The organism is Streptomyces bathyalis, assembly GCF_015910445.1.
In the GTDB taxonomy this organism is placed as follows: domain Bacteria; phylum Actinomycetota; class Actinomycetes; order Streptomycetales; family Streptomycetaceae; genus Streptomyces; species Streptomyces bathyalis.
In genome coordinates, this window is the sequence record NZ_CP048882.1 from 4,957,501 (window position 1) to 4,977,186 (window position 19,686).

Below are 19,686 nucleotides of genomic sequence, written 5' to 3' on the forward strand. Positions count from 1 at the left end.
TGAGAACTGCACAGTGGACGCGAGCATCTGTGGCCAAGTTTTTAAGGGCGCACGGTGGATGCCTTGGCACCAGGAACCGATGAAGGACGTGGGAGGCCGCGATAGGCCCCGGGGAGTTGTCAACCGAGCTGTGATCCGGGGGTGTCCGAATGGGGAAACCCGGCAGTCGTCATGGGCTGTCACCCGCATCTGAATGTATAGGGTGTGTGGAGGGAACGCGGGGAAGTGAAACATCTCAGTACCCGCAGGAAGAGAAAACAACGGTGATTCCGGGAGTAGTGGCGAGCGAAACTGGATGAGGCTAAACCGTATGTGTGTGAGACCCGGCAGGGGTTGCATGTACGGGGTTGTGGGAGTTCTCTTGATCGGTCTGCCGGCCGGTCGGCGAGTCAGAAATTGTTGATGTAGGCGAAGGGTATGCGAAAGGCCCGGCGTAGAGGGTAAGACCCCCGTAGCTGAAATGTCGGCAACTTGTTTGAGGACCACCCGAGTAGCATGGGGCCCGAGAAATCCTGTGTGAATCTGGCGGGACCACCCGTCAAGCCTAAATATTCCCTGGTGACCGATAGCGGATAGTACCGTGAGGGAATGGTGAAAAGTACCGCGGGAGCGGAGTGAAAGAGTACCTGAAACCGTGTGCCTACAAGCCGTGGGAGCGTCGCGTGCCAAGCTTGCTTGGTGCGTCGTGACTGCGTGCCTTTTGAAGAATGAGCCTGCGAGTTTGCGGCATGTTGCGAGGTTAACCCGTGTGGGGGAGCCGTAGCGAAAGCGAGTCCGAAGAGGGCGTTTGAGTAGCGTGTTCAAGACCCGAAGCGGAGTGATCTAGCCATGGGCAGGGTGAAGCGGAGGTAAGACTTCGTGGAGGCCCGAACCCACCAGGGTTGAAAACCTGGGGGATGACCTGTGGTTAGGGGTGAAAGGCCAATCAAACTCCGTGATAGCTGGTTCTCCCCGAAATGCATTTAGGTGCAGCGTCGTGTGTTTCTTGCCGGAGGTAGAGCACTGGATAGGCGATGGGCCCTACCGGGTTACTGACCTTAGCCAAACTCCGAATGCCGGTAAGTGAGAGCGCGGCAGTGAGACTGTGGGGGATAAGCTCCATGGTCGAGAGGGAAACAGCCCAGAGCATCGACTAAGGCCCCTAAGCGTGTGCTAAGTGGGAAAGGATGTGGAGTCGCAGAGACAACCAGGAGGTTGGCTTAGAAGCAGCCATCCTTGAAAGAGTGCGTAATAGCTCACTGGTCAAGTGATTCCGCGCCGACAATGTAGCGGGGCTCAAGCACACCGCCGACGTCGTGTCACTCACATAGGTAGCCCTAACGGGTGTGTGGGTGGGTAGGGGAGCGTCGTGTGCCGGGTGAAGCAGCCGTGTAAGCGAGTTGTGGACGGTATGCGAGTGAGAATGCAGGCATGAGTAGCGATACATACGTGAGAAACGTGTGCGCCGATTGACTAAGGGTTCCTGGGTCAAGCTGATCTGCCCAGGGTAAGTCGGGTCCTAAGGCGAGGCCGACAGGCGTAGTCGATGGATAACCGGTTGATATTCCGGTACCCGTGGCAGTGCGCCAACGCTGAATCAGGTGATGCTAAGCCCGTGAAGCCCCCAGTGGTGTCCTTCGGGATGCTGCTGGTGTGGTGGAGCCGGCGGACCGAGCTTGTAGTAGGTGAGTGATGGGGTGACGCAGGAAGGTAGTCCAGCCCGGGCGGTGGTTGTCCCGGGGTAAGGGTGTAGGGCGTCATGCAGGTAAATCCGCATGACATAGGGCCTGAGACCTGATGCCGAGCCGATTGTGGTGAAGTGGATGATCCTATGCTGTCGAGAAAAGCCTCTAGCGAGTGCTGTTGCGGCCCGTACCCTAAACCGACTCAGGTGGTCTGGTAGAGAATACCGAGGCGTTCGGGTGAACTATGGTTAAGGAACTCGGCAAAATGCCCCCGTAACTTCGGGAGAAGGGGGGCCACGGCTGGTGATCCCACGTGCTGGGGGAGCTGGTGGTGGCCGCAGAGACCAGCGAGAAGCGACTGTTTACTAAAAACACAGGTCCGTGCGAAGCCGTAAGGCGATGTATACGGACTGACGCCTGCCCGGTGCTGGAACGTTAAGGGGACCGGTTAGTCACATTTCGGTGTGGCGAAGCTGAGAACTTAAGCGCCAGTAAACGGCGGTGGTAACTATAACCATCCTAAGGTAGCGAAATTCCTTGTCGGGTAAGTTCCGACCTGCACGAATGGCGTAACGACTTCTTGACTGTCTCAACCATAGGCCCGGTGAAATTGCACTACGAGTAAAGATGCTCGTTTCGCGCAGCAGGACGGAAAGACCCCGGGACCTTTACTACAGCTTGATATTGGTGTTCGGTTCGGTTTGTGTAGGATAGGTGGGAGACTGTGAAGCATTCGCGCCAGCGGGTGTGGAGTCGTTGTTGAAATACCACTCTGATCGTGCTGGATGTCTAACCTGGGTCCGTGATCCGGATCAGGGACAGTGTCTGGTGGGTAGTTTAACTGGGGCGGTTGCCTCCTAAAATGTAACGGAGGCGCCCAAAGGTTCCCTCAGCCTGGTTGGTCATCAGGTGGTGAGTGTAAGTGCACAAGGGAGCTTGACTGTGAGACTGACGGGTCGAGCAGGGACGAAAGTCGGGACTAGTGATCCGGCGGTGGCTTGTGGAAGCGCCGTCGCTCAACGGATAAAAGGTACCCCGGGGATAACAGGCTGATCTTCCCCAAGAGTCCATATCGACGGGATGGTTTGGCACCTCGATGTCGGCTCGTCGCATCCTGGGGCTGGAGTCGGTCCCAAGGGTTGGGCTGTTCGCCCATTAAAGCGGTACGCGAGCTGGGTTTAGAACGTCGTGAGACAGTTCGGTCCCTATCCGCTGCGCGCGTAGGAGTCTTGAGAAGGGCTGTCCCTAGTACGAGAGGACCGGGACGGACGAACCTCTGGTGTGCCAGTTGTTCCGCCAGGAGCATGGCTGGTTGGCTACGTTCGGGAGGGATAACCGCTGAAAGCATCTAAGCGGGAAGCCTGCTTCGAGATGAGGACTCCCACCCCCGTGTGGGGTTAAGGCTCCCGGGAGATGACCGGGTTGATAGGCCGGATATGGAAGACCCGTGAGGGTTGGAGTTGACCGGTACTAATAAGCCGAGGGCTTGACCACAGATTTGCTCGCGTCCACTGTGCGGTATCTGAAACAACAACCATTGTGCGGATACAACTGAACAGCGATAGTCGCTGACACACATGAGTTTTCCCCGGGCCGGGTTCCGGTATCCGGGGGTGTGTTTCGGTGGTCATAGCGTGAGGGAAACGCCCGGTTACTTTCCGAACCCGGAAGCTAAGCCTTACAGCGCCGATGGTACTGCATGCGGGAGCGTGTGGGAGAGTAGGTCACCGCCGAACTATCTGTAGGAGAAGCCCCGTTGGAAGGGGTGGGACAACAACCCACACACACCAACGGGGCTTCTTCATGCCCAAACACAATCGGCGTGCTTTTCGAAGTGAGGCTCAGAGGCGGCCTGTTGACTTGAGACTGAGGTAGGCGTCGGCAAGAGCCGGTGCGAGTTCCGTGGGCAGCGCGTCGACAACGACGACGCCGTGCCTGCGGAGGCGGTCGGCCGTCTGCTTGCGCTCCAATTGCGTGCGTGCTGCCGCTGCGGCTTCGTAGACGGCGTCGACGTCGCCTCTCGCTCCCGCCATTTCCGCGATGCGCGGGTCGGCGATCGAGGCGACCAGGACCGTGTGCCGTTCGGTGAGGAGGGGGAGCACGGGAAGGAGACCGTTCTCGACGGGGGATGCCTCCAGACCCGTGAGCAGGACCAGTAGCGATTGGTGCCGTGCCATACGGAGCGCGGTCGATGCCAGAGCACGGGTGTCGGACTCGACGAGGGCCGGTTCGATCGGTGCCATGGCCGACACGAAGGCGGGCAGGACCTCATGTGCCGCGCGTCCCTTGACCGTTGCGCGCGGTGCGCGGTCGTAGGCGAGGAGATCGATCCGGTCGCCGGCCCGCGAGGCCAGCGTCGCAAGGAGAAGAGCCGCGTCCATCGCGGTGTCCAGTCGGGGGGCGTCGCCCACGCGGCCCGCTGACGTCCTGCCCGTGTCGAGCACGACGAGGATGTGGCGGTCGCGCTCGGGACGCCATGTGCGGACGGCGACCGTCGACTGCCGGGCCGTCGCACGCCAGTCGATCGATCGGGTGTCGTCTCCGGGGATGTAGTCGCGGAGGCTGTCGAACTCGGTGCCTTCGCCGCGGGTGAGGATGCTCGTGCGGCCGTCGAGTTCGCGGAGCCTGGCGAGCTTGGCGGGCAGATGCTTGCGGCTGTTGAAGGCGGGGAGGACGCGTACTGTCCAGGGCACGGAGTGGCTTCCTTGGCGGGCGGCCAGACCCAGTGGGCCGGACGAGCGGACCGTGATGCGCTCGGAGCGCCGGTCGCCGCGGCGGGTGGGGTGAAGCACCGTGGTCAGGAGGCGCTGTTCACCGGGTGCGATGCTCGCACGGTGGCGGCTTGCGGCCTCCGCTGTCCCTTCCGGCCAACTGCTCGGCGGCCACGCGTCCCGGACCTGGAGACGGGACTTCCGTCGCGTCGGGTTGGCCACGAGGACGTCCACGTAAGCATGTTCGCCGAGCCGAACTGATGTATCACCGGAACGTGTGAAGCGGAGCTGATTCACTGGCGCCGCGAGGGCGAGGTCGTACAGGATCGCAATCAGCAACGGGAGCTCGACGGCGAGCACGCCGGTCCAGCTGGGGAGCAGCAGCCCGACGAGGATGGCGCCGAGGGCGGCGCCGAGGGCTGTACGGCCGGTGAGTGCCATGAATCAGGGCTCGCCAATCAGCTCACTGAGATTCAACGGGGGACGGGGACATGGGCAAGGATCGCGTTGATCACGCTGTCCGCTGTGACGCCTTCCATCTCCGCTTCAGGGCGGAGTTGTACGCGGTGGCGAAGGGTCGGCAGGGCGAAGGATTTGACGTCGTCGGGGATCACATAGTCGCGGCCCGTGAGCCAGGCCCAGGCGCGGGCGCTGGCGAGTAGAGCGGTGGCACCGCGGGGAGAGACGCCGAGCATGAATGAGGGGGATTCACGAGTGGCACGGCAGATATCGACGACGTAGCCCATGACCTCGGGCGCGATCGAGGTCTCAGCGACGGCTTTCCGCGCCGCCTCGAGCTCGGCCGGTCCCGCGACGGCGCAGACGCCGGCCGTGTCGAGGTTCCTCGGGTCGAACCCTTCGGCGTGCCTGGTCAGGACGTTGATCTCGTCCTCTCGTGAGGGCAGTGGCAGGTTCAGCTTGAGCAGGAAGCGGTCCAGCTGGGCTTCCGGCAGGGGGTAGGTGCCCTCGTACTCGATCGGGTTCTGGGTGGCCGCCACGAGGAACGGGTCCGGCAGGGCACGTGGGGTGCCGTCGACGGAGACCTGGCGTTCCTCCATGGCTTCGAGCAGGGACGCCTGGGTCTTGGGGGGTGTCCGGTTGATCTCGTCGGCGAGCAGGAGATTGGTGAAGACGGGCCCGGGCTGGAACGAGAACTCAGCGGTGCGGGCGTCGTAGATGAGTGACCCGGTGACGTCGCTCGGCATCAGATCGGGGGTGAACTGCAGGCGCTTGGTTTCGAGTTCGAGGGTCGCGGCGAGCGTCCGCACGAGCAGTGTCTTGGCGACGCCGGGCACGCCTTCGAGCAGCACATGGCCGCGGCAGAGCAGCGCTACGACCAGTCCGGTCACGGCGGCGTCCTGGCCGACGACCGCCTTCGAGATCTCAAGCCGCAGGGCTTCGAGGGCGCTGCGGGCGCTGTCTGACGAGGGGGCGCTCACTGGGTGCGTTCCTTCTCTGTCGGTAGACGGGTGACGGAAGCGGCGTCGCTGAGCCGCCGTTCGAGGTGGTCGAGTTCGTCGGCGAGCTGGACCAGGTCCGCGTCGGTGGCCGGGGCTGCGCCGAACAGAAGGGAGTGAAGGCGTGCGTTCCCACTGAAGTCCGCTCCGGCGGCGGCAGCCGCTTCGGCGTGGGCGCCGGGGTGCGCCTTCGTCGAGAGGGTGGGGATCAGAGCCTGCGGAGAGTCGGCCTCTGCGGGACTGACGCCGACCAGCGAGGCGAGGCGCGCGCGGGTGGCGGAGCGCAGGGCGTCCGCGGCGCGGTCGCGTGCGTTGGCCTGCCGGTACAGGCGAGCTCTGCCCTCGGTGGTTTCGGACGCACGTACGGAGACAGGGAGTTGCTCGGGCACGAGGGGCCCAAGACGGCGTACACGCCACAGTGCGGCGAGTACGGCGGCGATCGACAGCTGGAGGGTGGCCCAGGTCCAGCCCTCGGGCGCGAGGTCGAGGAAGCTGCGCTGCCCGCCCTGGGGAGCGGAGGCATCGGCGGAGGAAGGGAGGTACCAGACGAGATGCGGGCGGGAGCCGAGCAACTGGAGCATCAGGGAGGCGTTGCCGTGCTTGTCGAGTCGCTGGTTGTAGAGCGGTTGGGGAGTTCCGAGCAGCACGGTGTCGCCCTGCGTGCGGGCGCGCTTGCTGTCGCCGTCCGGCTTGTCCGGGATCCTCAGCAGGGAGGGCAGGCCCTGGTGCAGATAGCAGAGGTCGGCCCGGTCGTCGGAGACGGCGTAGCGGAGTCCGCCGATTTCGGCGTCGCCCGCCCGTTCGGCTGCGGGGAAGTCGCAGTCCGGCGGTGTGCGCTGCGTGTCCGCCGGCGCCGCTGCCTTCGCTCCGCGGACGAGGGCCTTGGTCGGGGAGGGGCCGGGAGCGATGAGGACGGTCCGGCCGCCTTGCCCCAACGCTCCTCGCAGATCCGCCTTCTGGCGTCGGCTGAGGGCCTCGGGGTCGCTGACGAGGACGGTCGTACCTGGGCCCGCCGCCTTCTCGGCCCCGGCGGCGGTCGTGACGATCTTGATGTCGACGCCCCGTGCCTTGAGGAGCTGCGCGATGGCCTTGCTCCCGTTGGCGGCTGTGGAACGAGGATCGAGAAGCCCGTACTCGTCGCCGGAGCGCACTGCGGCGATGGCCACCCCGGTCATGGCCAGAATCGCCGCGGCGAGCAGGAGACCCCGGGCGCGGGTCCACAGTTGCCGGGCGGTGGGGGAGACAGATGTGCCGGACGGTGCGCTCAACTGCTGCCTCCGTCCGGCGTGGAGGTGCCCGTGCCGGGTGCGCCTTGCGTTGCGAGGGGGCCCGCGGCCCGTTCCTGGCCGGCGCCCGGGAGGAGAGGCTCCGCACGCTGCAGGGCCGAGTCGAGTTCGCGCACGGCCCCGTATGCGGAGGAGTCCACGTCCCTGTTCGCGTACGTCACCTCGTCGAAGGCCCGTGCGGCGGAGCGCAGTTCCTCCGCGTGTGCGGGAAGTGCCTTGCCGGCCTCGACTGCGGCCTCGTCCGCGGTGCGGCCAGGGCGGTGGTCGAGCAGGGCGCGTTCCTCGAGGGACCGGACTATGGCCCGCATCCGTTCCTGGAGCGCCTGGTTCCACCGTGCGGCGGAAGCGTGTGTCTCCGCTGCCGCGCGGTGTTGGGCCGCGCTGCGGGGGCCCTTGTCGAAGAGGGTTCCGCCCTCGGACGCGGGCCCCGGGCGGAGTGCGCCCAGCCTCAGCCGCAGGGCGACGGCCAGCAGCACCAGCAGCAGGACGATCACGGTGAGGCCCACCCAGCCGCCAGGTGACGCCTGCGCCGCCGAGTTCAGCAGCGAACTGATGTGGTCCCACAGCCAGTCGAGGATGCGGTTGAGCAGACCGGGTTCGTTCGTGTGGTACTCGCCCTTCGACAGCTCTCGCTCGGCGGCTTCGCGCGCGGGGACGCGCGGGGTGGTCACGGGCGGACCGCCACCCTCGGTGAGGGCCGCGGGGTGCAGGCCGACTGCCATTGCCGATGCCGCGGTCGCCACATCCCCCGGCATCAGTTCAGCTCCCGGGCGTCGGGCGGTCGGACTTCGGGTCGCCGTAGCCCGGTACGCCTGCGGCGCGGGCGAGTTCGAGGTCGAGCGCCTCGCGTCGGATGCGCTGGTCGAGGTAGAGCAGGGCCGTGACGCCTGCCCGGATCGGGAAGGTGATGGTGGACGCGATGACCGCACCGATGCCGACGGAGATGAGGTAGGACCAGCCCGTGGGCGGTGTTCCTTCGGCGAAGGCGGAGAGTCCCTGGCCGCTGGCGAGCATCCCGATGAGCGTCGCCGGCATCTGGAGCACCGAGGCGACAATGACGACCAGGATCGTCGCGAGGATCTGTACGCCGAAGACTCGCCACCAGCTGCCGCGTACGAGCTTCGCGGAGCGGCGCATCGCCGTGATGACCCCTTGCTTCTCCAGCATCAGCGCCGGGGCGGCGAGGCTGAACCGGACCCAGAACCACACCGCTGCGACGACGCCTGCCAGCAGGCCCACGAGCAGCAAGGAGATGCCCAGAGCACGGAAGCCCGCCGCCAGAAGCACGGCTCCCGGAGCGGCGCCGACGAACATGGCCAGGGCGACGAGAAGAGGCAGGAGGATCAACAGGCCGAGCAGGCGCAGCAGTTGGGGGCGCGAGTCCCGCCACGCCTCACCGGCGGAGACGGAACGGCCCAGCACCGCCCGGCTGATCACGATCGTCAGCATGGCGGTGGCGAACACCGTGCCGAGGGTCTCGACGAGTGCGCGTACCCCGGTCAGCCGCAGCGATCCGCTGATGGCGTCCATGAACTCGTCGGTGCTCGGCTGCGGGTCCCTGGACAGTGCGCTGAGGTCGGCCGCGTCCGTCAGCCACAGACCGTTGACGACGGTGGCCACGAGCTGGACGACCACGGCGACGGCCAGGGAGATACCGAGGACGGTGCGCCAGTGCGCCCGCATCGTGCTGACTGCGCCGTCCAGTATCTCCCCGACGCCCAGTGGACGCAGAGGGATGATTCCGGGCTTCGCCACGGGCGGCTGATTCCAGTAGCCGCCCCAGTTGTCGCGGCCGGGACGACCGGGCGGAGGAGCCCCCCAGCCCGGGCCCGCCTGGGCAGGCGGTTGCTGCGCGGACCAGTTCCTGGGCGGATCGTTCCCGGGCGCGGGGTCCGGCGTGCTCCCGGGCACCTGAGCGGGCTTCTCGCCCTCGGGCGAACGATCGGGGGAAGGAGATCCGGGCGAGGTCCAGCCCGGAGAGTCGTTCACTTGTCGTCACCTCGAGGTCTCGGTCGCTCCATCGCCTGGTTGACTGCCATCGTCCCACGCTTCCAAAGGGCGAAGGGCGGGCCCCGGCTTTCTTGGATCACCTTCAGAAGTCCCGCTCGGACGAGGCAGACTGTGCGGATGGCAGATCATGGTGTCCCGGTGGTGCGCTGGGCGGATACCCCCGAGGGGCCGGTACTTGCGCTTCTCGACCAGACGAGATTGCCCGCCGAGGAAACCGAGCTCATATGCGAGGACGCACAAGCCCTGGTGGCGGCGATCCGGGCGCTGTCCGTGAGGGGCGCGCCGCTGCTCGGTGTGGCCGGTGGCTACGGCGTCGCTCTCGGCGCCGTACGCGGCCATGACGTGGCCGACGTGGCCGACCGGTTGGCGTCCGCGCGGCCGACGGCGGTGAATCTCGCAGCCGGTGTCCGCAGGGTGGAGGGCGCCCACCGGGCGGCGCTCGACGACGGAGCGGGTGCCGAGCAGGCGGCCGCCGCCGCCCTCGCCGAGGCCAGAGCACTCCACGAGGAGGATGCCGAGGCCAGCGAACGGATGGCGCAGCTCGGGCACGAGTTGCTCGGTGACCTGGTCCGCAGGACGCCGATGCGGCTGCTCACGCACTGCAACACCGGGATGCTGGTCTCGGGTGGCCGGGGCACGGCCTTCGCGGTCGTCTCGCAGGTGCACGCAGCCGGCGAGCTGCAGAAGCTGTGGGTCGACGAGACACGGCCGCTGCTGCAGGGCGCACGGCTGACCGCGTACGAGGCCACGAGGGAGGGGATGCCGTTCAGCGTCCTCGCGGACGGTGCGGCGGGGTCGCTGTTCTCGGCCGGCGAAGTGGACGCGGTGCTGATCGGCGCGGACCGGATCGCGGCGGACGGCTCCGTGGCCAACAAGGTGGGCAGCTATCCGCTCTCGGTGCTGGCACGGCACCATGGCGTGCCCTTCGTGGTCGTGGCGCCGGTGACCACCGTCGACCTCGCGACGAAGCGGGGCGCGGACATCGTGGTCGAGCAGCGGCCTTCGGAGGAGGTGACGCATGTCTCTTCGCCGTACGCGCCGTACCATCCGGAGGCACGGGGGGAACGCGGCGGTGGCATTCCCGTGGCCCCGATGGGGGCAGATGCCTACAACCCGGCCTTCGATGTGACCCCGCCGGAGCTGGTGACGGCCATCGTCACCGAGCGGGGTGTGATCTCGCCTGTCACCAGCGAAACTGTCGCGGGGCTGTGTTCCCCGTCACGAACGACAACGTCACGATGGGGTAATGGGATGATGAAGGCATGAAGGGACGCGTCCTCGTCGTCGACGACGACACCGCACTGGCAGAGATGCTCGGAATCGTGCTGCGCGGCGAAGGCTTTGAACCGTCGTTCGTGTCGGACGGTGACAAGGCGCTCGCCGCGTTCCGCGAGACGAAACCGGACCTGGTTCTGCTCGATCTGATGCTCCCGGGCAGGGACGGCATCGAGGTCTGCCGCCTGATCCGGGCCGAATCCGGGGTGCCGGTGGTCATGCTGACCGCCAAGACCGACACGGTGGACGTGGTGGTGGGCCTGGAGTCCGGGGCCGACGACTACATCGTCAAGCCGTTCAAGCCGAAGGAGCTGGTGGCGAGGATCCGTGCGAGGCTGCGGCGGTCCGACGACCCGGCACCCGAGCAGCTGGCGATCGGCGACCTGGTGATCGACGTCGCCGGCCACTCCGTGAAGCGGGACGGAGTCTCCATAGCGCTCACGCCGCTCGAGTTCGATCTTCTGGTGGCGCTGGCCCGCAAACCCTGGCAGGTCTTCACGCGTGAGGTGCTCCTGGAGCAGGTGTGGGGTTACCGGCACGCAGCCGACACGCGCCTGGTCAACGTTCATGTGCAGCGGCTGCGTTCCAAGGTCGAGCGTGATCCGGAACGGCCCGAGATCGTCGTGACGGTGCGCGGAGTGGGTTACAAGGCCGGGCCCGGCTGAGATGACCCGGAACGGCTCCGTCCAGCAGCACACCGGTGTGGACGGAGCCGCGGCACAAGAGTCCGAAATGTCCACTTTCCGGCGCTTGTGGCGAAGTGGAGCGCTCTTCTCGGAAGGGCTGCTCCTCGAGGGCACCACCGGGCCGCGCGCACATCCCGCGGTCCGCTTCTTCATCCGATGGGTCCGCCGTCCGCTGCTGCCCGTACTGCGGCTGTGGCGGCGGAACATCCAGCTGCGCGTCGTCGCGGCGACGCTCCTGATGTCACTCGGCGTGGTGCTGCTGCTCGGCATCGTCGTCATCGGGCAGGTGCGCAACGGCCTGCTCGACGCCAAGGAGAAGACGGCCCAGAGCCAGGCTGCGGGCGGTTTCGCGGCCGCCCAGGAGATGGCCGACAGTGCGGGGAGTGGCCGCAGCGGCGAGGGTCAGGGCCGACCGGGCAGCGGAGGCCGCAGCACGCAGAACACCGGCACCTGGCTGAACAACCTCGTGGAACAGCTGGCGAGCGGCGGCCAGGGCGTCTACTCCGTCGTCGCGCTCGGCTCGCAGAACGACGAGTCCCCGTTCCTGGGCAACGGACGTTCCACGACGCGCGGGCCGCGCGCCTCCGGCGACATCCGTCCCGAGGAGAGCATCCCCGCCGACCTGCGCAGAGCCCTGGACAAGCAGCCAGGCACCCATCAGCGCTACGCCAAGGTCTACCGCCAGGACGGCAGCAGCACGGCCGGGCTCATCGTCGGCAAGCGGCTCAACGACGCCGGCGGGGCGCCGTACCAGATGTACTACGTCTTCCCCTTCACGCTCGAGGAGGAGTCGCTCAACCTCGTCAAGGGCACGCTGGCCACGGCCGGAGTGTTCGTCGTCGTCCTGCTGGGTGCGATCGCATGGCTGGTGGTGAGGCAGGTCGTCACGCCCGTGCGGATGGCCGCCGGAATCTCCGAGCGTCTGGCGGCCGGGCGGCTCCAGGAGCGGATGAAGGTCACGGGCGAGGACGACATCGCCAGGCTGGGCGAGTCCTTCAACAAGATGGCGCAGAACCTCCAGGTGAAGATCCAGCAGCTGGAGGAGCTCTCCCGCATGCAGCGCCGCTTCGTCTCCGACGTCTCCCACGAGCTGCGCACACCGCTCACCACGGTCCGCATGGCCGCGGACGTGATCCACGAGGCGCGGGACGAGTTCGACCCCGCCACATCGCGTTCCGCGGAGCTCCTGCTCGGGCAGCTCGACCGGTTCGAGTCACTGCTCGGCGACCTGCTGGAGATCAGCCGCTTCGACGCGGGAGCGGCCAACCTCGAGGCCGACCCGATCGACCTGCGCGACATCGTCCGCCGCGTCGTCGACGGGTGCGAACCGCTCGCCGACCGCAAGGGCAGCCGCGTCCTGGTGCGCGGCGACGAGAAGCCCGTGATCGCGGAGGCGGACGGGCGCCGCATCGAGCGGGTGCTGCGCAACCTCGTCGACAACGCCATAGAGCACGGGGAGGGCCACGACGTCGTGGTCAGGCTGGCTTCCGGCGGCGGAGCGGTCGCGGTCGCCGTACGGGACTACGGCGTCGGGCTCAGCAGCGGCGAGGCGGAGCGGGTCTTCAACCGCTTCTGGCGGGCCGACCCGGCGCGGGCCCGTACGACAGGTGGCTCCGGCCTCGGCCTGTCCATCGCGCTCGAGGACGCACGGCTGCACGGCGGGTGGCTTCAGGTGTGGGGCGCTCCGGGAGGCGGCTCGCAGTTCCGTCTCACGCTGCCGTCCGCGGCGGGCGAGACGCTGCGCTCCTCGCCGATCCCGCTCCAGCCGGCGGATGCCCGCCGCAGGCGTGCGGCGGACGGGCAGCGGGCCCGTCAGGGCATGGTTCCGGCCCAGGGGCGGCAAGGAACGGCGTCCCGGGCGGACGCGGCGGAGGCACCGGCGCCGGTGCCGGCCCCGAAGTCCGTCCCGACCGGAGCGGCCGGCGGGCAGCCCGCGTCAGCATCCACGCTCGCCGCGCCGCGCTCCACCGCTTCCGGTACCGACGACGAGCCGAAGGGCGAGGACGGAGAACGGTGATGGGTGCTGAGCGGCGAAGGCGCGGCTGCCGGGCTGCGGCGATCCAGCTGACCGCGGTCGCCCTGCTGCTGTCGGGCTGCGCTTCCATGCCGGACGACGGCACCGTCGATCACGTCGATTCCTCGCACCGCGCCGACTCCGACTCGCAGGTGCGCGTCTTCGGCGTGAGCCCGCAGAAGGGCGAGAAGCCGCAGCAGATCGTCCGCGGCTTCCTCGAGGCGACGACGAGCGACGAGGCTGCCTTCTCGACGGCGAAGGAATATCTCACCGACGGGGCGGCCGGCCACTGGGATCCCTTCGCCAGTACGAGCGTCGTCTCGGGAGGACCCAGCCCCGGCAACGCACGGGAGGACACGAGCGGCGGCAAAGGCTTCACCGTCCAGGTGACCGGCACCCGCGTCGCCGAGGTCGATGCCGGTCACTCCTATTCCCCCGTCGCCGGCGACTACGCCAAGGGCTTCCACCTGTCCAAGGAGGACGGGGAGTGGCGGATCGACCGGCTCCCCGACGGGCTGGTGCTCGGCGAGTCCGACTTCCAGCGCATCTACCGCCCGATAAACAACTATTACTACGCGGAGCTGGGCGGCGACTCGGAGTCGATCACGGGCGGCAAGGACGTCCTGGTCGCAGATCCGGTCTTCCTGCGCCGGCGGATAGACCCCGTCACGGCGACGGTCGAGGCGCTTCTGGCGGGTCCGACCGGCTGGATCGACCCGGTGGTTCGCTCGTCCTTCCCCCAGGGTTCGCGGCTGGCTCGCGGTCAGCGTCTGTCGCTGGACGACGCCGGAGCGCTGACCGTACGGCTCAACTCGAAGGCCACCAGGGTTCACGAGCGACGCTGCGTGCGCATGGCGGCCCAGGTGCTGCACTCGGTGCAGGACCAGGCGTCGGCGAAGGTCAGCAAGGTGACGCTCGCCGGTCCCGACGGCAGGACCCGGTGCGAGCGCACGCGCGAGCAGGCGGAGGACAACGAGCCGGGGCGGCTCAACGGCCGTGCGTCAGCCCAGTATTTCGTCGACGGCGATCACCGCGTCTCCTCCTTCGAGGAAGGAAGTGAGGACCCGAGGCCGGTCGAAGGAGCGCTCGGCAAGGGCGAGACGGAGATGGGCGCCGTGGCGGTCAACCGTGCCGAACAGGAGGGTGCGGCGGTCTCCCGCGCCCGCCGCTCTCTGTATGTCGCACGCCTCACGGAGGGCGCCGAGCTGGGTGAGCCCGTGCTGACGAGCAAGGCGAAGCGCGAGAACGAACGGCTGACAGCGCCCAGTTGGGACGGTCTCGGCGACCTGTGGGTCGCGGACCGCGACCCGGACGACCCGCGTCTGCTGCGCCTGGCCGGGGGCAAGGAGAAGCCCGACGAGGTCGATGTGCCGGATCTGGCCAAGGGGGAGCGGATCGAGTCGCTCCGGATCGCGTCGGACGGTGTACGGATCGCGCTGCACATACGGCAGAAGGACGGGTCGCGGACGCTGAGGCTGGGCCGCGTCCAGCGCGGGGGGACGGCCGACGATCCGCAGGTGAGGGTCACCGCCCTGCGACCTCTCGCCCCGCAGTTCGAGGATGTCGCGGCGATGTCCTGGGCGGGCGGCAGCCGACTGGTGGTCGTCGGGCGCGAGTCCGGCAGCGTGCAGCAGATGCAGTACATCGAGACCGACGGCTCGGCGTCGGACCAGCCGACCCTTCCCGGCATCAACGACGTGACGGGCGTGGCCGCTTCGGAGGACGAGAGCAAGCCGCTGCTGGCCGACTCGGAGGACGGCATCGTACGGCTGCCCCCGGACGCCAACTGGAAGACACTGACGGACAGCGGCACGAGCCCCGCCTACCCCGGCTAGGCATCCGTTTGCCCTGTTCCGCGAGTTATCCACAGGCCTGGCGGGCGGTCGCCGCCGCTGGGAAAGTGGTCGACATGCGGGAGTTGTTGCAGGGGCTCCAGCAGGAACTCGCAGGGTTGGTGCTTCCGTCCAGTTGCGCCGGGTGCGGACTGCCCGGGGTGCGCGGGGACTTGTGCGCGCGGTGCGGCGGGGCCGTTGCGGGCGCTCGGCCGAGTCGGGTGCGCCCCTGGCCTGTTCCGCACGGGCTTCCCCGTGTGTACGCGGCGGTGCCGTACGTCGGAGGGGCGCGGGCGGTGCTTCTTGCCCACAAGGAGCGCGGGGCGCTGCGGCTGGCCCGTCCGCTCGGCGGACTGCTGGCAGCCGCGGTGCGTGAAGCGCGCGTACATGTGCGGAGAACAGCCGGGAAGGGGGAGGGGGAAGAACAGAATGGGCCGCTGACACTCGTGCCGGTGCCGTCGGCGAGGCTCGCGGTGGCTGGCCGTGGGCATGACCCGGTGCGCCGTGTCGCCTTGGCGGCAGCCCGTGAGCTGCGCAGGGAAGGACTGCCCACCCGCGTGCTGGCTGTGCTCAGGCAGAGACGCACGGTGGCCGACCAGGCGGGGCTGACGGCGCGGCAGCGGGCGGTGAACGTCAGTGGCGCGCTGGAGTTGGTGCCGCGCAGTGGAAAGCTGCTGGCCAGAGGGGAGTCGCTGCTGGTCGACGATGTGATGACGACAGGTGCGTCGCTGGCCGAGGCGGCTCGCGCCCTCGCAGAGGGACCATGGAAGGTGAACGCGGCAGCCGTTGTCGCGTTCAGGCCGAAAACCTGAGAAGACCGCCTGGGAAAGCTGCGAACAATTACCAGACATCAAGTGCCATCGAGGGTCGTTGTCGCAAATTGATACCTGAACGTAGGTACGTGCCAGTAGGGGGTGCCCAGCATCCTCTGGTGGAGGTACGTTCGAGGTGGGGTGACGATCTTCCCCCAGGGGGAGAAGGAGGTGAAAGTCGCAAGCCGAGGTTCCGGAGGCTGGCGGCAATAGGCAGGCCCTGCCTCCGGTGTCAGTGCACAAAGGAGGCACTCCGCATCCCTATGGCGGAGTGCTCCGGGAACGGAGTTCTGCGTGGACATCGTCGTCAAGGGCCGCAAGACAGAGGTGCCTGAGAGGTTCCGCAAGCACGTGGCCGAGAAGCTGGCGAAGATCCAGAAGCTCGACGGAAAGGTGATCAACCTGGATGTCGAGGTGTGCAAGGAACACAATCCCCGGCAGGCGGACCGTTCCGAGAGGGTGGAGATCACGCTCCGCACTCGCGGGCCGGTCATTCGTGCGGAGGCAGCGGCCTCCGATCCCTACGCTGCGCTGGACCTGGCAGTAGGAAAGCTCGAGGCGCGACTCCGCAAGCAGCACGACAAGCGCCGGGTTCACCGTGGAGGGAGCCGCGCGCCGATCAGCGTCGCGGCAGCCACAGCACACCTCGCGGCAGAACTCAACGGACAACTCGACGCCGCAGCGGAACCCGCACCGGCAAAGACCGAAGAGAAGCCGATGACCACCAGGGTGGGCCCCCTCGAAGTCCAGGGCGACGGACCTCTCGTCGTCCGCGAGAAGACCCACCCCGCCGCGCCGATGGCTTTGGACCAGGCTCTTTACGAAATGGAGTTGATCGGCCACGACTTCTATCTCTTCGTCGACTCCGAGACCAAGCAGCCCAGCGTCGTCTACCGTCGGCACGGCTACGACTACGGCGTGATTCATCTGGACCCGGATCCGTTCGCTGTGGACCCGCCTCCTGAAGCCGGCGGCGCACTTGGTGGCTGACCGCTCGGAACCGTTGAGACCGCGCCCCCGCGCCGGGTCGAGAACTCGGCCGGGGGCGCGAACGTGGAATTATGGCCTCACTCGTCAACCTGTGCCCTGTGCAGCGCGGTTGGCGCGGCATAGCCTGCAGGGGGAGGATTGATGGCGGAAAGCTTCGGGCCTGTGATGCCCATGGCGGAAGCGCACCCGGTACGGGATGCGTTGGAGAACGGTGCCCCGCATGAGCGGCAGCAGCCGGAGCCGATCCGTGTGCTCGTCGTGGACGACCACGAACTCTTCCGGCGCGGACTGGAGATCGTCCTCGCTCAGGAGGAGGACATCCAGGTCGTCGGCGAGGCGGGAGACGGGGCCGAAGCCGTCGAGAAGGCCGCCGACCTGCTGCCCGACATCGTGCTGATGGATGTCCGGATGCCCAAGCGCGGTGGCATCGAGGCATGCACCTCCATCAAGGAGGTGGCGCCCAGCGCGAAGATCATCATGCTGACGATCAGCGACGAGGAAGCCGACCTCTACGACGCCATCAAGGCCGGCGCCACCGGCTATCTCCTCAAGGAGATCTCCACGGACGAGGTGTCGGCGGCGATCCGCGCGGTGGCCGACGGCCAGTCCCAGATCAGCCCGTCGATGGCCGCGAAGCTGCTCACCGAGTTCAAGTCGATGATCCAGCGCACCGACGAGAGCAAGCTCGTACCGGCTCCGAAGCTGACCGACCGAGAGCTGGAAGTGCTCAAGCTCGTGGCGACCGGCATGAACAACCGCGACATCGCGAAAGAGCTCTTCATCAGCGAGAACACCGTCAAGAACCACGTGCGCAACATCCTGGAGAAGCTCCAGCTCCACTCACGCATGGAAGCCGTGGTCTACGCGATGCGGGAGAAGATCCTGGAGATCCGCTGACCTCGCCCCTCTGGGCGGTCCGGCTCCCGCAATCAGCGGTCTGCGCACGGCGGCTCGGCGCTCCCGAGAAACCCGGCACCACTGGCCGGGGGCCCGTTCACGCCCCTTCGGGGCCGTCCGTCAGGGCGTGAGCCAGCGCTTCCGCGAGCTTCGCGTCGTCGCAGCGCTCCACCCGCACCTCTTCGCAGCCGACCCAGGAAGCCGCCTCCCAGAGAGCCTTCGCCATCGGCGCGACCGCCTTCCGGCCGGCCATGGAGACCTGGCGGGCCAGCAGGGTGTTGCCCTCCCGCCCCGGGTCGACCCGGCCCAGCAGCTTGCCGCCGGAGAGCAGCGGCATCGCGAAGTAGCCGTGTATCCGCTTCGGCTTGGGCACGTACGCCTCGAGCCTGTGCGTGAAGTCGAATATCCGCTGCGTACGCGGCCTGTCCCAGACCAGGGAGTCGAACGGCGAGAGCAGCGTCGTACGGTGACGCCCCCGTGGTGGGGACTCGAGCACCGCAGGGTCGGCCCAGGCGGGCTTGCCCCAGCCCTCGACCTGGACGGGCACCAGATCCGTGTCAGGAAGCACCGCGTCCACCTGCTCACCCTTGAGCCGGTGGTAGTCCGCGAGGTCGGCGCGCGTCGCGACGCCCATCGCCGCCCCGGCCTGGGCCACGAGGCGCCGCATGCACTCGTGGTCGTCGATGTCGTCGTGCAGCAGCTCGTCCGGGATGGCGCGCTCGGCGAGGTCGTAGACTCGCTTCCAGCCGCGCCGCTCGGTGCAGACCACCTCGCCCGTGTCGAGAAGCCACTCCACGGCGATCTTCGTCTCGGACCAGTCGAACCACTCGCCGCCGTTCTTCCCGCCGCCCAGCTCCGTGGTGGTCAGCGGACCGTCGGCCTTGAGCCTGTCCCGCACGACTGCGCAGGCCGCCTCCCGGTCCTCCAGAATGTGCCACCGGTGCCCCCGCGCACGCCGCTCACGGCGCCGGAAGGCGAAGTGCGGCCACTCCTCGACGGGCAGGATGCAGGCCGCGTGCGACCAGTATTCGAAGCTGTGGCCGCCCGTCCAGTACGCCGACTCGACGGCGGAGCGGCCGACGGCGCCCAGCCGCGCGTACGGAACGAGTTCGTGCGAGCGGGCCAGAACAGAGATGGTGTCCAACTGGACGGCGCCCAGGCGCCGCAGCACTCCGCGTACTCCCGCACGCCTGTCCGGCGCGCCCAGCAGCCCCTGCGCCGCGAGGGCGATCCGCCGGGCCTCGTCGGCGGAGAGCGACACATCCACAGTCGTCATGCCGCAGAACGATAGACGCCCCCACTGACACCCGGACCGGGCGGGCGAAACCGGCGCACCGGATCAGAGCCGCCGATCTCCCTGCAGGAACCGGCCATCGAGGGCGGATCGCCCGCCCGCCTCAGCTGTCGGCGACCAGACGCGCGGCGGCGGGCAGATACGGCGTCTCCATCTGCCGCCCCAGATCGGTGGGCAGCAGCGTCGCGACCCACGCGTCCCTCCTCGTGCCGCGATGGGCGACCCGCGCGCGCTGCGTCCCCTCCATCACGAATCCCAGCCGCAGGGCCACGGCCCGCGACGCCACGTTCCCCACCTCCGCCACCCACTCCAGGCGCTCCGCCTTGAGGGTCGAGAACGCCCAGTCGATCACTGCGCGGCCGGCCTCCACCGTGTAGCCCTTGCCGCGGTGCTCCTTGACGGTCCAGTACCCGAGCTCCGCCTGCCGTTCAGGAGTGTGCAGCTGGGCCAGCCGCACCAGGCCCATCGAGCCGACAAGGCCACCCGATTTCGTGAAGACGCCGAAGTTGTACATCGTGTCGTCCCGCCAACCCGCCCGGCTGGCACCGAATACGAAGTCCTCCGCGTCCTTGCGCCCGTACGGATCCGGCACGGGTATCCAGCGCACGATCTCCGGGTCCTGGCAGGCCGCCCGGACCGGTTCCACGTCTCTCTCGTCCAGGGGACGCAGCAAGAGGCGTTCGGTGGTGAGGGTGGTGGGCTCCATGGAGTGATTGTGCCTCCGGGCCCCGCGCCCGGCCGGGCGATTTCCGACCGGC

Annotated in this window: 14 protein-coding genes and 2 rRNA genes; 9 read left to right on the forward strand and 7 right to left on the reverse strand. The window is 67.8% G+C overall.

The annotated features are described in order from the left end of the window. The first annotated feature begins 31 nt into the window (after positions 1-31). Positions 32-3,158 (forward strand): 23S ribosomal RNA (locus G4Z16_RS21600). Between the two features lie 125 nt (positions 3,159-3,283). After that, a 5S ribosomal RNA gene (rrf, locus tag G4Z16_RS21605) occupies positions 3,284-3,400 on the forward strand. A 105-nt stretch (positions 3,401-3,505) separates the two neighbouring features. Here the strand turns inward: rrf and G4Z16_RS21610 are convergent. Genes G4Z16_RS21610 through G4Z16_RS21630 form a run of 5 tightly spaced genes read right to left on the reverse strand, consistent with a single transcriptional unit; the run spans position 3,506 to position 9,107 of the window. Continuing rightward, entirely contained in the window at positions 3,506-4,816 is a 1,311-nt protein-coding gene (locus G4Z16_RS21610; protein ID WP_197352352.1) for a DUF58 domain-containing protein, read from the reverse strand. Positions 4,817-4,848: 32 nt separating this feature from the next. Then, the gene (locus tag G4Z16_RS21615; protein ID WP_197352353.1) at positions 4,849-5,814 is read right to left on the reverse strand and encodes an AAA family ATPase; all 966 of its coding nucleotides are present in this window, start codon (positions 5,812-5,814) and stop codon (positions 4,849-4,851) included. Then, positions 5,811-7,100 (reverse strand): DUF4350 domain-containing protein, encoded by a 1,290-nt coding sequence (locus G4Z16_RS21620; RefSeq protein WP_197352354.1) that lies wholly within the window; start codon positions 7,098-7,100, stop codon positions 5,811-5,813. Before G4Z16_RS21620 ends, G4Z16_RS21615 begins: the two co-directional genes overlap by 4 nt. Then, complete coding sequence (locus tag G4Z16_RS21625; RefSeq protein WP_425508101.1) at positions 7,097-7,873, reverse strand: DUF4129 domain-containing protein; 777 nt, start codon at positions 7,871-7,873, stop codon at positions 7,097-7,099. Before G4Z16_RS21625 ends, G4Z16_RS21620 begins: the two co-directional genes overlap by 4 nt. Before the next feature lie 4 nt (positions 7,874-7,877). Continuing rightward, positions 7,878-9,107, reverse strand: coding sequence for a DUF7847 domain-containing protein (locus G4Z16_RS21630; RefSeq protein ID WP_197352355.1), 1,230 nt, complete (start codon positions 9,105-9,107; stop codon positions 7,878-7,880). A gap of 138 nt (positions 9,108-9,245) precedes the next feature. On the opposite strand from G4Z16_RS21630, the gene mtnA reads away from it, so the two are divergent. From mtnA to G4Z16_RS21665, 7 genes are all read left to right on the forward strand, one after another. Then, a complete protein-coding gene (gene mtnA, locus G4Z16_RS21635) occupies positions 9,246-10,394 on the forward strand; it encodes an S-methyl-5-thioribose-1-phosphate isomerase (RefSeq protein ID WP_197352356.1) in 1,149 nt (382 codons plus the stop codon). Beyond that, a complete protein-coding gene (gene mtrA, locus G4Z16_RS21640) occupies positions 10,391-11,068 on the forward strand; it encodes a two-component system response regulator MtrA (RefSeq protein WP_028436107.1) in 678 nt (225 codons plus the stop codon). The genes mtnA and mtrA overlap by 4 nt, the downstream gene beginning before the upstream one ends. A gap of 67 nt (positions 11,069-11,135) precedes the next feature. Continuing rightward, positions 11,136-13,106, forward strand: a complete 1,971-nt coding sequence (mtrB, locus tag G4Z16_RS21645) for an MtrAB system histidine kinase MtrB (RefSeq protein WP_246530982.1) — start codon at positions 11,136-11,138, stop codon at positions 13,104-13,106. Further along, positions 13,106-14,938, forward strand: a complete 1,833-nt coding sequence (locus G4Z16_RS21650; protein WP_197352358.1) for an LpqB family beta-propeller domain-containing protein — start codon at positions 13,106-13,108, stop codon at positions 14,936-14,938. The genes mtrB and G4Z16_RS21650 overlap by 1 nt, the downstream gene beginning before the upstream one ends. A gap of 293 nt (positions 14,939-15,231) precedes the next feature. Beyond that, positions 15,232-15,747 carry a ComF family protein gene (locus tag G4Z16_RS21655; RefSeq protein WP_343070878.1) on the forward strand — a complete coding sequence of 172 codons (516 nt, stop codon included), beginning with the start codon at positions 15,232-15,234 and terminating at the stop codon, positions 15,745-15,747. Between the two features lie 294 nt (positions 15,748-16,041). Beyond that, the gene (hpf, locus tag G4Z16_RS21660; protein WP_197352360.1) at positions 16,042-16,737 is read left to right on the forward strand and encodes a ribosome hibernation-promoting factor, HPF/YfiA family; all 696 of its coding nucleotides are present in this window, start codon (positions 16,042-16,044) and stop codon (positions 16,735-16,737) included. 141 nt (positions 16,738-16,878) lie between these two features. Then, positions 16,879-17,634, forward strand: coding sequence for a response regulator (locus tag G4Z16_RS21665; RefSeq protein ID WP_197352361.1), 756 nt, complete (start codon positions 16,879-16,881; stop codon positions 17,632-17,634). A 97-nt stretch (positions 17,635-17,731) separates the two neighbouring features. On the opposite strand, the gene G4Z16_RS21670 is transcribed toward G4Z16_RS21665, so the two are convergent. Together G4Z16_RS21670 and G4Z16_RS21675 are read right to left on the reverse strand one after the other, a co-directional pair. Then, on the reverse strand, positions 17,732-18,910 hold the full coding sequence (locus G4Z16_RS21670) for a winged helix-turn-helix domain-containing protein (RefSeq protein ID WP_197352362.1): 1,179 nt from the start codon (positions 18,908-18,910) through the stop codon (positions 17,732-17,734). Between the two features lie 121 nt (positions 18,911-19,031). Then, positions 19,032-19,634, reverse strand: coding sequence for a GNAT family N-acetyltransferase (locus tag G4Z16_RS21675; RefSeq protein ID WP_197352363.1), 603 nt, complete (start codon positions 19,632-19,634; stop codon positions 19,032-19,034). Positions 19,635-19,686 lie beyond the last annotated feature (52 nt).